Genomic DNA, 13,418 nt, shown 5'->3' on the forward strand with positions numbered 1-13,418 from the left:
GGCCGCGCGACCGTCGATGATCTGATCGCGTCCGGCGAAATGGTGCTACGCGGGGCCGCAATTTCGGCGCTCGTGACTGCGCTACTCAAGAGGAGTGCCGCCGCCGATTTCGGTGAAGCGGAGACGCTGATCGAGCGTTTATCTTCTACGCCAACCGAATCCGGGTTTGTCATGACCGACATCTGGGTCGCTAGGTTACGCGCTCTGCTGGCGCAAGCACACGGCGACGTCAGAGCTTATCGCGACCACCGGGACCGCTACCGCACGATGGCGGCAACCTATGGTTTCGAAGGGCACATGGCCTGGGCCAAAGCAATGCCCTGACCTCGGCGCTCGCCACGGCCGGCTATCTTCGAGCTGTCCGCGATAGCCGTGCGATCGCCGGGAATAGGACCGCACGCAATTGGTTGTGCTGTGGGATGACTGCGATCGCTGAACAAGCCGACGCAACCTCGGCCACGCGAAACGCTCTGCACGGGTCGATCTCGATTTCATCCAACCCACATCCGAAGGGACTGTCGCCATGCGCGCATACCGATTCGATCATCACGGCGGGCTGGACGGTCTGCAGTTGCACGACGAGCCCGTTCCCGCACCCGAACGCGGAGAACTCCTGTTGCGGATCAAAGCGGTCTCGCTGAACTACCGCGACATCGCGATCCCGCTGGGCCGCTACGTGCGGAAGGCCAAAACCGGTTTGGTGCCGTGCAGCGACGCCGTCGCCGAGGTCGTCGAGGTCGGTGAAGGCGTCGCCGACTACCGCCCCGGCGACCGGGTGGTCGGGACATTTCAACCCAGGTGGTTCGGTGGACCGCTCCCGGCGACCGCAGAGTCCGACAGTTACGGCAGCGGCCAGGACGGATGGCTCACCGAATACAAAGTGGTCTCCCGGGAATCGGTCGTCGCCGTGCCACCCGGCCTGGCGGACGAACACGCCGCCACGCTGCCCTGCGCCGGTGTCACCGCCTGGAACGCGCTGGGCGGTCCCGCACCGATCCGCGCCGGCCAAACCGTGTTGACTCTCGGTTCCGGCGGGGTATCGGTCTTCGCCGTGCAACTGGCGAAACTTGCTGGGGCTCATCTCATCGCGACGACTTCCAGCACAGACAAGGCACGGGTGTTGCGGTCGTTGGGTGCTGACGCGGTGATCAACTACCGCACCGACCCGCAATGGGGCCAACGGGCACGCGAACTAACCGAAGGCCGCGGCGTCGACCGCGTCGTCGAAGTCGGTGGGCCGACCACCATCGAGCAGTCATTGCGGGCGGTCGCCGTGGGAGGGGAAGTGACCCTGATCGGCTTCCTGGGCCAGGACAATCCCGGGATCGACTACTTCTTGCTCAAGGGCAGTGACGCAACAACGCGGTCCATCACGGTCGGCGACCGCACTCAGCTGCACAGTCTCGTGCGGGCGGTCACCGCCACCGGGCTCACACCCGTCATCGACGAAATCTTCGAATTCTCTGATGCCCAAGCGGCATTCGAACGGCTGCGCGACGGCAAGCATCTCGGCAAGCTCGTCATCACGGTCAGCTGAACCGGCGTGACGAAACCACCCGCGTGGAGATTGCCGCGCGGGTGGTTTCGCATTTTGCCGCCTCGGCTGTTATCCGCGGCGCGCGCAGTCCTTGTCGGCGGGCGCCGACGGCCACGCGCAGGCGTCGATGTCCGTCGCACCGCCGAAACTTCCTGCGGTGAAGACCCCGAATGTGTTGCCGTTCCTGGCGGTATACGTCGTCCTGCCATCGCTCGAACTGTCGACGATCAGCGTCCAGTGCCCGTCGAGAAGCGCGGTCTTGTAGGCGCTCAGCACCTCGGCCGGCGCTCCGTTGACGAAGAAGTGCAGACGGATGCCGCCGTCATGAATGGGATCGGGGCCGTCGGTCCTCTTCGCGGTCGCCGGCGTCGGGACCAGCGACCGCAAGTAGGCGTCGGCGGCGGCCGCGCTCGCGTGCGAGACCGGGCTCGTGACCGTCGTGGGGTGGGGCCTGGACGTGACCGTCGAGAGGCCCACATACGGTGAACCACCGCACGCCGCCGTCACCACCGCGACGGCCGCGGCCGCAACGCAGACACAGGTGCGCATCTTCGACTCCGTTCGGGCAAGGATTCCCGAAACATAGGCGATGCGGCGCAGCGCGAGCGTCCCTTCGCCGCCGTTTAGGTGCCCCGCGGCGCCGAATTAGGTGTCAGGCCGATGGTCCGAAGACCTTCTCCACGGTTCGAGGTATGCGTTTGACGGCGGCCGGTCCGGTGAGGGCCAATTGCATCAGGTAGCCGGGCAGGACACACAACAACAGGTCGGTGATCGCCGCCGCGTCACGGCCGGGGCGTTTGGGCGATCGTAGGAGCCGTGCCGCGTCCGCGATCGAGTCGCGGAGTCGTTCTGCTAAAACGGGATTGCGCATCGCCTCCGACCAGACGAGCAACGCGATCGCGGCAAATCCATCCTCGGCGTGACGGGCGGTGACGAAGTCGAGGACGGCACCGATGGCCGCTTCCGCGGTCAAGCCGTCCCCGATCGACGCGCGGATCACGTTGACAACCTGATCAAGATTCTCGGCGGCGATCGTCTCGATGACGGCGTCCTTACTGGGAAAGTAGCGGTATACCGCGCCGGAGGAAACACCGGCCTCGTCGACGAGGTCCTGCATCGAAGTGCCATGGAAGCCGTCACGCACAAAGCACCTGCGTGCCGCGGCCAGGATGTGCGCGCGGCGTTCGGCGCGGTACTCGTGTGACACCTTCGGCATCGTCACACCCTAACTCAAACGCACACGATCGTTCGCGTTTGACGTCATCGAGCGGCGGTGGCATCATAAAAAAATGAACGCCCATTCTCTTATCTGAACACCGGACCGTTGGTGGTTCGGTTTATAAGAAGGGATGAATCAATGAGTGATACACCGCAATTCGGGACTTTCGGCCGGTTTGTGGAGATGCCGGTGCACGCGATGTCACCGGAGATGAAGCAGGCCTATGACTTCACCCGCGAGTTGCGGGGGTTGGTGCCGGGTCCGCACAAGATCTGGCTGGCCAACCCGACACTGTCGAAGGCGATCGTGCCTACCGGGGCTTACTACCAGCGCAGCTCGACGCTGAGCAAGGCGGAGATCGAGATTGCGACCAACCTGGTGTGCGGCCGGTGGCGCAGCGCGTACGCCAGCTACGAGCACGAGATCATCGGCGAGCGGGACGGCGGGCTCGACGCGCGGCGCGTCGAAGCGTTGGTCGCGGGGTTGCCGACATCCTTCAACGATCCACGCCAGCAGGTGGTCTACGAGCTTGCCTCGGCGTTGCTGGCAGAGCGCCTGGTTCCGATGGGGTTGTACCAGCGTGCCCGGGATCTGCTCGGCGATGCCGGCATCGTTGACGTGACGGTGCTGCTGGGCTGGTTCACCATGGTGTGCCTGACGCTGGGCGCGTTCGACGTGCCCGCCGACGCTACCGGTTTGGACCAGTGACGCTCCCCCACCCCCTCGGGGGCGGCCGTGGCCTGCACATGCTGCGCAAGTTCAACAAGACACCGAAAGGTAGGACCACCCATGCTTGACGAACCGCTGCCCACGGTCACGTTGGTACCCGTGGCGCTCTTCCCAAAGAATTTCTTCCTGGAAAACCTGGCCGTGCGCGCTGACGGTTCCGTCTTGATAACCGCGGTGCTGCAGAAGGAACTCTGGTACGTCCCCGCCGCCCACAGCGATTCGCTGGTGGAGCCCGTCCTGTTGCATCGCTTTGACCATCCGGTCACCGGCATCGTGGAAGTTGCAGCAGACGTGTTCGTCCTCAGCCTCACAGAGGCCTACACGACCCACGAATCTCTGCTTGTCAGAGTCGATCTCGCCGGCTGGGTTCCCGGCCAACCCGTCATCCCGGAGAACATTTACCGGTTCGACGAACGCGCCCGCGGACTCAACGGCAGCTGCCTGCTCGGCCCCGACGTGCTGGCGATCGCCGACTGCTTCGCCGGCCTGATCTGGCGAGTCGACCTCGCCGGCGACGGCCATGCGGTCACCGCCGACGTGTGGTTGACGCACGACACCATGGCCTTCGACGCCGACAGCGGCCTGTCGCCGCCGCCCCAACCGGGTGTCAACGGACTGCACTACAGCACCCAAACCGGCTACCTGTACTACACCTCGACCGCGCAGAAAGTGTTCATGCGGGTCGCCGTCGACCCCGTGACACGCAACCCTGCCGCGGCGCCGGAGTTCGTCGCCGCGATCGACAACGCAGACGACTTCTGCGTGGACGAGGACGCCGGGTTCGCCTACGTCACCCGCCACCGCGCCAACACCATCGATCGGGTACCGCTGCACCCCGGGCACGGCAGCGAGGTCCGCCACCTCGTCGGCGACCCCTTCGACGAGGCGCTGATCGGACCGTCCAGCGCCGCTTGGGGACGGCGCCCCGACCAGCGCGGAAGACTGTTTTACGTCACCACCGACGGGGGCACCACCGCGCCCCCACGCGGCATCGTGCGCAATGCGGCGCTGCTGCGCGTCGAACTGCATTGAAACACACTGATCCCCTGCCTTTTTCATTGTTCGTATCGGATGGCACATGTCGACCCTCGGGAATAGGAGCGTCCATGATTGGTTGTGGCGAGGTATGAAAGCGATCGGTTACACCGAATTCGGTGCTCCTGAGGTCTTGCGTGTCTTGGAGTTACCGGAGCCTCACGCAGGGCGCGGGCATGTTCGCGTCCGCGTCCAGGCGTGCGCTGTCAATCCTGCCGACACAGCGGCCCGGTCGGGCTGGATGCGCAGCACCTATGCGCCAGAAACGCTCCCCGGAGGAAAATACCCCGAACCGCCGTACGTGCCGGGATGGGACTTCTGCGGTGTTGTCGACGAGTCCGCTGATGACGCTGCGATCCCGATCGGCCAACAGGTTATCGGCCTGACGCTCAGCCCGACGGGCGATGTCGGCGCGTACGCCGAATACGTGGTCACCGACGCTCGCTCGGTTGTGCGAGCACCCGGTAACGCCACAGCCGCTGCCGCGTCCACCCTTCTCATGAATGCGCTGACCGCCTACGCCATGCTCGAGGCGCTGGCCGTCCCCGCCGGCGGCACCGTCGCGGTGACGGGCGCGGCCGGAGCTCTGGGCGGCTACGCCGTTCAACTAGCCAAGAGTCAAGGGCTGCAAGTGATCGCGGATGCCGCTGAAACCGATGAGCAGTTGGTGACGGAGCTAGGGGCAGACATTGTGGTCCGCCGCGGAGACAAGGTGGCCGACCACATCCGTGGCGCGATACCTGACGGCGTCGACGGAGTCGTCGACGCCGCACTGTACGAGGACGCGATCGTTCCCGCGATCCGCGGTGGCGGCGCCGTCACCTCGGCCCGCCAACACGTCGGCCTCACCGAACGAAACATCGCTTGGCACAGGGTATCCGTGACCGAGCACACCACACGCACCGACGTTCTGAACACTCTGCGCGATCTCGTGGAGCGCGGCGTCCTGACGCTGCGGGTAGCGGACACCCTTCCCGCCGAGCAGGCCGCCGAGGCACATCGGCGGTTAGAGGCCGGCGGGCTGCGGGGCCGGCTCGTACTCACCTGGTAGCTGACACAAGTCGACACACCGCGTCCTGATCAACGGCCGAGAGGAATCGAATGACGAAGAACTTTCGCCCACCTGACTCGTCTCAGGTGGATGACGCTGTCGACATCTCGGGCTTGCTGACTCCGTTATCGGTAGGCTCGCTGCGGCTGCCAAACCGGTTCGCGCTCGCGCCGATGACGCGCTACGCCACCCCCGACGGCATACCCACCGCGGCATACGTCCCCTACTTTCGGCGGCGCGCCGCGGGCGGATTGGGCCTGTTGATCACCGAATCAGCCCTGATCCCCGACCCGAGCACCGCGACGGACCTCGACATGCTCAGCTACTTCCACGACAGCACGAAAGCGGCATGGAAGCCGGTGGTCGAGGCTGTCCACGACGAAGGTGCGGCAATTTTCTCCCAGCTGCTGCACGCAGGCGTCTACCGGGGCCACCAGCCCAGTCTCTTCCCCGACGTCCCCACCGCCAGTCCTTCCGGAATCGATTTCTACGGCGAACCTATCGGTGCAGTGACGCAACAACGCGGTCCATCACGGCCGGCGACCGCACTCAGCTGCACAGTCTCGTGCGGGCGGTCACTACCACCGGGCTCACACCCGTCATCGACAAAATCTTCGAATTTCCAGACGCGAGAGCGGCATTCGAGCGACTACGCGACGGAAAGCACCTGGGCAAGCTCGTCATCCGGGTCAACTGAGTCGGTGCACACCACCACGCTGCAATCGAGCCGCGGTGGTTCGTATTTGCCGCGTTTCTGATTGCCGGCCCGGGGTAGCCGGTTGGTCATGGACGCAACGCTCCCGGCTGCGCCGCTCAATCAAAGCCGGGCTCTGCCTTGGCGCGGCTACATGGAGCGTTCAACGTTGCCGGCGGCTTGTGGCCGGTGGTGCATATGCGAACCTTCGAGGCCGTGCTTGGCCCGAAGGTGGACTGGTGGCTGGTGTATACCGTCGCAGGCCTGATGGGCTGCATCGGAGCGACCCAGTTGAGCGCCACTGGCGAGACGGCATGCCTTCGACTGCGCCGGCGGATAGGGATCGGCTCGGCGTTTGACGCTGGGCACGATCGACGTGGCACTAACCGTCGAGCTCGAGGTCCTTGCGGAAGCGTTGCATGCCGTCGATCTTGTCGTCCAGGCTGGCGTCGGGCCCGGCATAGAACATCCACGGCATCGTGATGATGCCGGTGATGCCGGCATCCTCGACCCGCCGGTAGTCCGCGGTGGTGAAAGCGTCGGTCAGCGGTGTCAGGATGGTGAAATCGTCCATGGTCAAACCGTTTTCGGCGCGCAATTCCCGCAGCCGCCCGACCGCCTCGATGGCCCGCTCGGTCTTGATCAAATCGCCGATCCAGCCGTCGTTGCGGGCGGCGCGGCGCAGCGCGACATCGGACAGGCCGCCGACATACACCGGGATCGGCGGCGGGGTGGGTTGCATCTCGAGGCGGGGCGCGGAAAAGAACGCGCCGTCGAACTCCGTCCAGCCCGGCGACCACAGCGCCCGCATCAGCTCGATGATCTCGTCGGTGCGCTTGCCGCGGGCCTCGAATGGCTCACCCATCAGAGCGAATTCCTCGCGGCACCAGCCCACCCCGATGCCCAGCTCCACCCGGCCGGACGCCAGAACCGCGGCGGTGCCAATGGCTTTGGCCGCCGAGAAGGGGTTGCGCATGGCGGGAATGTAGACGGTGTTGACGAACCGCAACCGCGTGGTGACCTGAGCCAGCGCACCCACCAGCACCCAGGGGTCGGGCCAGTCCGTGAAGGGTTGCCAGCGCCGCTGGCCGTCTTTGGTGTAGGGGTACGGCGTGTCCAGCGTCTCGAGGTTGACGACGTGGTCGGGTATGCCGATCCCGTCGTAGCCGAGTTCGTCGGCCGCCTTGGCCAGCTCGATGATCTCGCGGGTGTTCAAAAACGCGCTGCTGATGTAGAACTTCACTGCAGCTCCTGCGCCCAGGCCGGCTCGATGAAGACGCCGTCGGCCTCGACGGTGACACCGGCGGCATCCGAAATGGTGCCGCGCGCAAAGACTTTGCGGCCCTCTTTGCCGTCGACCCACGCGTCACAGCGCAGCGGACCGAGCGGGGTGCCGCGCAGATATTTCACGGTGATGGTTCCGGTGAACCGCGCCTTGGACAGCCCCTCGCTGGCCGCCTCGCCGAGCATGTGGTCGAGCACCAGGGCGCTGACACCGCCGTGCACCAGTTTGGGCGGACCCTCGTAGGCCGAGCCGAGGGTGAACTGGCTCCAGCAGCGCCCCTCGCCCTCGTGGTGCACGACGATCGGCGGGGCGATGGGATTGCACACGCCGATCGCGGCGTTGCCCAACGGCAGCGGGCGACCGTTGACGCGGTAGCTCACCCCCATCGGCCGGGTGCGTTGCCGCAGCGACGCGGTGACGGCCTGGATCGTGCGCCGGGCCTCGGCGACGACGTCGTCGTCGGCCTCGGTGCGGATGGTCGCGTCGACGAGCTCACGGACCGCATCGGCCAGCGGAGCGTACAGGGCGGTCACGCGATCGGCCTCCGCCGCGCTGAGCACCTCGAATATGGCGTCCAACGCGCCGGACTCCTGACTCAACTTCCGAACACCTTGCGCACCACCGCTTTTGCCCTTCGCGTCACCCGTAGATAGTTGTCCAGGAACTCCCCGCCATCGTCGGTGGGCCAGCCCGCGGCCACGGCCACGGCGTTGAGCTGGCGTCCGGGCCCGGGCAGCTGGTCGGTGGGCTTGCCGCGGACCAGCACCAGCGCGTTGCGGGCCCGGGTGGCGGTCAGCCAAGCCTGCCGCAACAGGTCGACCTCGTCTGCGGGCACCAGCTCGGCCGCGGCGATCGCGTCCAGGCACTGCAGCGTCGACGTGTTGTGCAGCGCGGGGATCTCGTGCGCGTGCCGCAGTTGCAGCAGCTGCACGGTCCATTCGATGTCGGCCAGTCCCCCGCGGCCCAGCTTGGTGTGGGTGTTGGGGTCCGCGCCGCGCGGCAGCCGCTCGGAATCGACGCGGGCCTTGATGCGCCGGATCTCCTGCATTGCCTCGGTGGACACCCCGTTGGGCGGATAACGGGTCTTGTCGGCCATCAGCAGGAACCGCTGCCCCAGCTCCGCGTCGCCGGCGACCGCGTGCGCCCGCAGCAACGCCTGGATCTCCCACGGCTGCGCCCACTGCTCGTAGTAGGCGGCGTAGGAGGCCAGGGTGCGCACCAGCGGGCCCTGGCGGCCCTCGGGCCGCAGGTTGGCGTCGACCTCCAGCGGCGGGTCGACGCTGGGCGTGCCCAGCAACGCGCGAACCTGCTCGGCGACGCCGTTCGCCCAGCGCACCGCCGCGGAATCCTCGACTCCGGGCGTCGGCTCGCAGACGAACATCACGTCGGCGTCGGAGCCGTAACCCAACTCGGCGCCTCCGAGCCGGCCCATGCCGATGACCGCGATGGCCGCCGGCGCCCTGCCGCTCACCGGCAGGTTGGCCCGGATCATCGCCTCCAGCGCGGCCTGCAGCACCGCCACCCACACCGAGGTCAGCGCCGCGCAGACGTCGGTGACCTCGAGCATGCCGAGCAGGTCGGCCGAGGCGATGCGGGCCAGCTCGCGGCGCCGCAGGGTGCGCGCGCCGGCTATGGCCCGGACCGGGTCGGAGTAGCGACTGGCCGAGGCGACCAGCGCGCGGGCCACCGCGGCGGGCTCGGCGTCGAGCAGCCTGGGGCCCGACGGCCCGTCGCCGTAGTCCTGAATCACCCGCGGGGCGCGCATCAGCAGGTCCGGCACGTACGCGGAGGTGCCCAGCACGTGCATGAGCCGGCGGGCCACCGCGGGCTTGTCGCGCAGCGTGGCCAGGTACCAGCTCTCGCCGGACAGCGCCTCGGACAGCCGCCGGTAGGCCAACAGCCCGCCGTCGGGGTCGGGCGCGTACGACATCCAGTTCAGCAGCCGGGGCAGCAGCACCGACTGCACCCGCCCGCGCCGGCCGCTGAGGTTGACCAGGGCCGACATGTGCTTCAGCGCGGTCTGCGGTCCCTCGTAGCCCAGCGCGGCCAGCTGGCGCTCGGCGGCTTCGGAGGTCATGCCGTGCGCGATCTCCAGCCCGGCCGGGCCGATGGATTCCAGCAGCGGCTGATAGAAGAGCTTGGCGTGCAGCTGGGAGACCCGCAGGTTCTGGTGTCGCAGCTCCTCGCGCAGCACCCCGGCGGCGTCGTGGCGTCCGTCCGGCCGGATGTGGGCGGCCCGCGCCAGCCAACGCACCGCTTCCTCGTCGTCGGCCTCGGGCAGCAGGTGGGTGCGCTTGAGCCGCTGCAGCTGCAACCGGTGCTCGAGCAGCCGGAGGAACTCGTAGGAGGCGGTCAGGTTGGCCGCGTCCTCGCGTCCGATGTAGCCGCCCTGACCCAGCGCGGCCAGCGCGTCCACCGTCGACGCCACGTGCAGCGAGTCGTCGCCGCGGCCGTGCACCAGCTGCAGCAGCTGCACGGCGAATTCCACATCGCGCAGCCCGCCGCTGCCCAGCTTGATCTCGCGGCCGCGGACCTCGGCGGGCACCAGCTGCTCGACCCGGCGCCGCATGGCCTGCACCTCGACCACGAAGTCCTCACGCTCGCAGGCGACCCACACCATCGGCATCAACGCGTCCAGGTAGCGCCGCCCCAGCTCCGCGTCGCCTACGGCCGCACGGGCTTTCAGCAGCGCCTGGAACTCCCAGGTCTTGGCCCAGCGCTGGTAGTAGGCGATGTGCGACTCGACGGTGCGGACCAGTTCCCCGCTGCGCCCCTCGGGCCGCAGACCGGCGTCGACCTGGAAAAACGCCTCGGAGGCCAGCCGCATCATCTCGCTGGCCACCCGGGTGGTGACGGTGTCGGCCTGCTCGCCGACGAAGATGACGTCGACGTCGCTGACGTAGTTCAGTTCGCGGGCACCGCATTTGCCCATCGCGATGACCGCCAGCCGCGGCGGCGTCCGGTCGCCGCACACGCTGTTCTCGGCCACCCGCAGCGCGGCGGCCAGCGCGGCGTCGGCCAGGTCCGAGAGGTGGGCCGCCACCACGGTGAACGGGACCACCGGCTCGTCCTCGACGGTGGCGGCCAGGTCCAGCGCGGCCAGCACCAGCAGCTGGTCGCGGTAGCGGGTGCGCAGGCGCACCATCGCCGAACCCGGCGCGGCCAGCGCCTCATCCACGCAGCCGGTGAACACCGCGCGCAGCTCGTCGCGGGTGGGCAGTTTGACGTTGCCGCGCAACAATTTCCAGGATTGCGGCTGCGCGATCAGGTGATCGCCCAGGGCCAGCGACGCGCCGAGCACGCCGAACAGCCGGCCGCGCAGCGGGCGTTCGGCGAGCAGGGCGGCGTTGAGTTCGTCCCACCCGGCGTCGGGGTTCTCCGAGAGCCGGACCAGGGCCAGCAGCGCGGCGTCAGGGTCGGCCGCGCGCGACAGCGACCACAGCAGGTCGACGTGCGCCTGGTCGTCGTGCTCGTACCACCCCAGTTGCGCCATGCGTTCGGCCGCTTGCGGATCGACCAACCCGAGCCGGCCGACGCTGGGCAGCCTGGGGCGCTGCGTCGCGGGTTTGGTCACGACCACGACCGTAGCGCAAGCCGCCCGTCTTCAGGCACGAGCGGCGCTAGTGCACAACGGGATATGCCCGATCCGGACCTACAGGGACAGGTAGGTGCTCAGCTCGTATGGGGTGACGTGGCTGCGGTAGTTGGCCCACTCCGTGCGCTTATTGCGCAGGAAGAAGTCAAACACGTGCTCCCCCAAGGTTTCCGCGACCAGCTCGGAGGACTCCATGGCGCGCAGCGCGCTGTCCAGGCTCGTCGGCAGCTCGCGGTATCCCATCGCGATGCGTTCCTCGGCGGTCAGGTCCCACACGTTGTCCTCGGCCTGTGGCCCCAGCACGTAGCCCTTCTCCACCCCGCGCAGCCCGGCGGCCAGCAGCACGGCGAAGGCCAGGTACGGGTTGCAGGCCGAGTCGGGGCTGCGCACCTCGACGCGCCGCGACGACGTCTTGTGCGGCGTGTACATGGGCACCCGCACCAGCGCGGACCGGTTGGCCGCACCCCAGGACGCGGCGGTGGGCGCCTCGCCGCCGCCGACCAGTCGCTTGTAGGAGTTGACCCATTGATTGGTGACGGCGCTGATCTCCGAGGCGTGCTCGAGAATTCCGGCGATGAACGACTTGCCCACGTCGGACAGCTGCAGCGGGTCGTCGGGGCTGTGGAACGCGTTGACGTCGCCCTCGAACAGGCTCATGTGGGTGTGCATCGCGGACCCGGGATGCTGCCCGAACGGCTTGGGCATGAAGGTCGCGCGGGCGCCGTTCTCGATCGCCACCTCCTTGATGACGTAACGGAACGTCATCACGTTGTCGGCCATCGACAGGGCGTCGGCGAAGCGCAGGTCGATCTCCTGCTGGCCGGGCGCGCCCTCGTGGTGGCTGAACTCCACCGAGATGCCCATGAATTCCAGGGCTTCGATGGCGTGGCGGCGGAAGTTCGAGGCGGAGTCGTGGACCGCCTGGTCGAAGTAGCCGGCGTTGTCGACGGGAACGGGCGGCGTCCCGTCGTCGGGGCCCGGCTTGAGCAGGAAGAATTCGATCTCGGGGTGCACGTAGCAGGAGAAGCCCAGGTCGTTGGCCTTCTGCAGCTGGCGGCGCAGCACGTGGCGGGGGTCGGCCCACGACGGCGAGCCGTCCGGCATGGTGATGTCGCAGAACATCCGCGCCGAGTGGTGGTGGCCGTTGGCCGAGGCCCACGGCAGCACCTGGAAGGTGGACGGGTCGGGGTTGGCCACGGTGTCGGATTCGGAGACCCGGGAGAAGCCCTCGATCGAGGATCCGTCGAAGCCGATGCCCTCCTCGAAGGCGCCTTCGAGCTCGGCCGGGGCGATGGCGACCGACTTGAGGAAACCGAGCACATCGGTAAACCACAGCCGAACGAAGCGGATGTCCCGTTCCTCGAGGGTGCGGAGGACGAATTCCTTCTGTCGATCCATAACCCGAACAGTATGCAACTGCTGTTAATTCTGTGTTACCGATGCCCGCTCAGAACCATTGCCCACATTGCGGCGCGACGCCACGCGCCGGGGAGCCGTGCGTGCAAAGGCACGCGGTCGCCGCTAGGGCAGCTCGCCTTGATGGCCTGGGCAGTAGACGTCCACCGACGCCGACACGAATTTGACCGCGGTGCGGGTAACGCGGTCGGCGACTATCCGCAGGGACGGGTTTTCCCGGTACGCCGTGTTCACCTCCTCGTCCACGGCGGCCTGGACCGAGGAGCCGTGATCGAGTTCCCCGCAGATCTCACGGGCCCGGTACACCAGGCCCGGCACGTTGTCGGTGGCCGGGATCTGCTTTTGTGCGAGCAACGCCACGAACTGCGCGTCCTGATCCGGGTCGGCCGCCGCGCCGCCCGCGCAGATGACCGCGGCGGCAAGCAGCGCCGAGGTGTTGACCAGAGTCTCGGCGGATCGGGCGATTCGGATGCGCACGGCAGAATCTTCGCTTCTTTGTGTCACCTGCCCGGCCGCTCTCACCTAATGGATACCGAGTGGTAACAGTGGAGGCGGCCGGCACCTGGAAAGATCGACATCGTAACCGGTTGTCATCGTGAATCACCACAGCGCTTTCGCGCGAACCCGCAGTTGAGCGGCGCGGCGCGACGGCGGCGTCGGCGCATGACCGCGCTCGTTGCGTACGCGGCGATCGCCGCCTCGATAAGCGCGGCAGGCCCGCTGTCCTGGGCGCCGGATGCCCGAGGCGCCGGCAGCTGCGCAGCCCCGGCCACCGTCGGGGCCGCGCTTATCGAGGCGGCGATCGCCGCGTACGCAACGAGCGCGGTCATGCGCCGACGCCGCCGTCGCGCCGCGCC

13 protein-coding genes and 2 pseudogenes are annotated in these 13,418 nt (G+C 67.6%); 8 read left to right on the forward strand and 7 right to left on the reverse strand.

The genetic code is table 11. The features are described 5' to 3' along the window. Both A5646_RS29440 and A5646_RS13890 read left to right on the forward strand, forming a co-directional pair. Positions 1–324: pseudogene (locus A5646_RS29440) on the forward strand (cyclase); the annotation flags it as partial. Positions 325–523: 199 nt separating this feature from the next. Then, on the forward strand, positions 524–1,537 hold the full coding sequence (locus A5646_RS13890) for an NAD(P)-dependent alcohol dehydrogenase (RefSeq protein ID WP_067022110.1): 1,014 nt from the start codon (positions 524–526) through the stop codon (positions 1,535–1,537). Positions 1,538–1,606: 69 nt separating this feature from the next. On the opposite strand, the gene A5646_RS13895 is transcribed toward A5646_RS13890, so the two are convergent. Both A5646_RS13895 and A5646_RS13900 read right to left on the reverse strand, forming a co-directional pair. Beyond that, on the reverse strand, positions 1,607–2,086 hold the full coding sequence (locus tag A5646_RS13895) for a hypothetical protein (protein WP_067022112.1): 480 nt from the start codon (positions 2,084–2,086) through the stop codon (positions 1,607–1,609). Between the two features lie 103 nt (positions 2,087–2,189). Continuing rightward, positions 2,190–2,753 carry a TetR/AcrR family transcriptional regulator gene (locus A5646_RS13900; protein WP_067022114.1) on the reverse strand — a complete coding sequence of 188 codons (564 nt, stop codon included), beginning with the start codon at positions 2,751–2,753 and terminating at the stop codon, positions 2,190–2,192. 141 nt (positions 2,754–2,894) lie between these two features. Between A5646_RS13900 and A5646_RS13905 the strand changes: the two genes are divergently transcribed. The 5 genes and pseudogenes from A5646_RS13905 to A5646_RS30415 all read left to right on the forward strand — a co-directional run bounded on the left by A5646_RS13905 (position 2,895) and on the right by A5646_RS30415 (position 6,268). Further along, positions 2,895–3,464, forward strand: coding sequence for a carboxymuconolactone decarboxylase family protein (locus tag A5646_RS13905; RefSeq protein WP_067022115.1), 570 nt, complete (start codon positions 2,895–2,897; stop codon positions 3,462–3,464). Positions 3,465–3,545: 81 nt separating this feature from the next. Then, positions 3,546–4,517, forward strand: a complete 972-nt coding sequence (locus A5646_RS29925) for a hypothetical protein (RefSeq protein WP_067022117.1) — start codon at positions 3,546–3,548, stop codon at positions 4,515–4,517. 244 nt (positions 4,518–4,761) lie between these two features. Further along, the gene (locus A5646_RS13915) at positions 4,762–5,571 is read left to right on the forward strand and encodes a zinc-binding dehydrogenase (protein ID WP_369806938.1); all 810 of its coding nucleotides are present in this window, start codon (positions 4,762–4,764) and stop codon (positions 5,569–5,571) included. A 50-nt stretch (positions 5,572–5,621) separates the two neighbouring features. Next, positions 5,622–5,990, forward strand: a pseudogene (locus A5646_RS30410) (12-oxophytodienoate reductase); the annotation flags it as partial. Then, positions 5,921–6,268 (forward strand): zinc-binding dehydrogenase, encoded by a 348-nt coding sequence (locus tag A5646_RS30415; protein ID WP_369806939.1) that lies wholly within the window; start codon positions 5,921–5,923, stop codon positions 6,266–6,268. The pseudogene A5646_RS30410 and the gene A5646_RS30415, both read left to right, overlap by 70 nt. Before the next feature lie 379 nt (positions 6,269–6,647). Here A5646_RS30415 and A5646_RS13925 read toward each other — a convergent pair whose 3' ends face one another. The 5 genes from A5646_RS13925 to A5646_RS13945 form a co-directional block, all read right to left on the reverse strand. Continuing rightward, positions 6,648–7,508 (reverse strand): TIGR03619 family F420-dependent LLM class oxidoreductase, encoded by an 861-nt coding sequence (locus A5646_RS13925; protein WP_067022121.1) that lies wholly within the window; start codon positions 7,506–7,508, stop codon positions 6,648–6,650. Beyond that, positions 7,505–8,149, reverse strand: a complete 645-nt coding sequence (locus tag A5646_RS13930; RefSeq protein ID WP_066877685.1) for a PaaI family thioesterase — start codon at positions 8,147–8,149, stop codon at positions 7,505–7,507. Before A5646_RS13930 ends, A5646_RS13925 begins: the two co-directional genes overlap by 4 nt. Continuing rightward, positions 8,146–11,130 carry a bifunctional [glutamine synthetase] adenylyltransferase/[glutamine synthetase]-adenylyl-L-tyrosine phosphorylase gene (locus A5646_RS13935; protein ID WP_067022123.1) on the reverse strand — a complete coding sequence of 995 codons (2,985 nt, stop codon included), beginning with the start codon at positions 11,128–11,130 and terminating at the stop codon, positions 8,146–8,148. Before A5646_RS13935 ends, A5646_RS13930 begins: the two co-directional genes overlap by 4 nt. 72 nt (positions 11,131–11,202) lie before the next feature. Continuing rightward, positions 11,203–12,543 carry a type I glutamate--ammonia ligase gene (gene glnA, locus A5646_RS13940; protein ID WP_066862795.1) on the reverse strand — a complete coding sequence of 447 codons (1,341 nt, stop codon included), beginning with the start codon at positions 12,541–12,543 and terminating at the stop codon, positions 11,203–11,205. A 123-nt stretch (positions 12,544–12,666) separates the two neighbouring features. Further along, complete coding sequence (locus A5646_RS13945) at positions 12,667–13,038, reverse strand: DUF732 domain-containing protein (protein WP_066862792.1); 372 nt, start codon at positions 13,036–13,038, stop codon at positions 12,667–12,669. A 186-nt stretch (positions 13,039–13,224) separates the two neighbouring features. Here A5646_RS13945 and A5646_RS29935 point away from each other — a divergent pair. Next, a partial coding sequence (locus tag A5646_RS29935; protein WP_231998324.1) for a hypothetical protein occupies positions 13,225–13,418 on the forward strand: 194 nt, incomplete at its 3' end.

Source organism: Mycobacterium sp. 1245499.0 (assembly GCF_001673615.1).
Classification (GTDB): Bacteria; Actinomycetota; Actinomycetes; order Mycobacteriales; family Mycobacteriaceae; genus Mycobacterium; species Mycobacterium europaeum_A.

Coding starts and splice junctions, on each gene's coding strand:
- A5646_RS13900 (WP_067022114.1), bottom strand. CDS start 2,753: ATGCCGAAGGTGTCACACGAGTACCGCGCCGAACGCCGCGCGCACATC.
- glnA (WP_066862795.1), bottom strand. CDS start 12,543: ATGGATCGACAGAAGGAATTCGTCCTCCGCACCCTCGAGGAACGGGAC.
- A5646_RS13895 (WP_067022112.1), bottom strand. CDS start 2,086: ATGCGCACCTGTGTCTGCGTTGCGGCCGCGGCCGTCGCGGTGGTGACG.
- A5646_RS13915 (WP_369806938.1), top strand. CDS start 4,762: ATGCGCAGCACCTATGCGCCAGAAACGCTCCCCGGAGGAAAATACCCC.
- A5646_RS29925 (WP_067022117.1), top strand. CDS start 3,546: ATGCTTGACGAACCGCTGCCCACGGTCACGTTGGTACCCGTGGCGCTC.
- A5646_RS13905 (WP_067022115.1), top strand. CDS start 2,895: ATGAGTGATACACCGCAATTCGGGACTTTCGGCCGGTTTGTGGAGATG.
- A5646_RS30415 (WP_369806939.1), top strand. CDS start 5,921: ATGGAAGCCGGTGGTCGAGGCTGTCCACGACGAAGGTGCGGCAATTTT.
- A5646_RS13890 (WP_067022110.1), top strand. CDS start 524: ATGCGCGCATACCGATTCGATCATCACGGCGGGCTGGACGGTCTGCAG.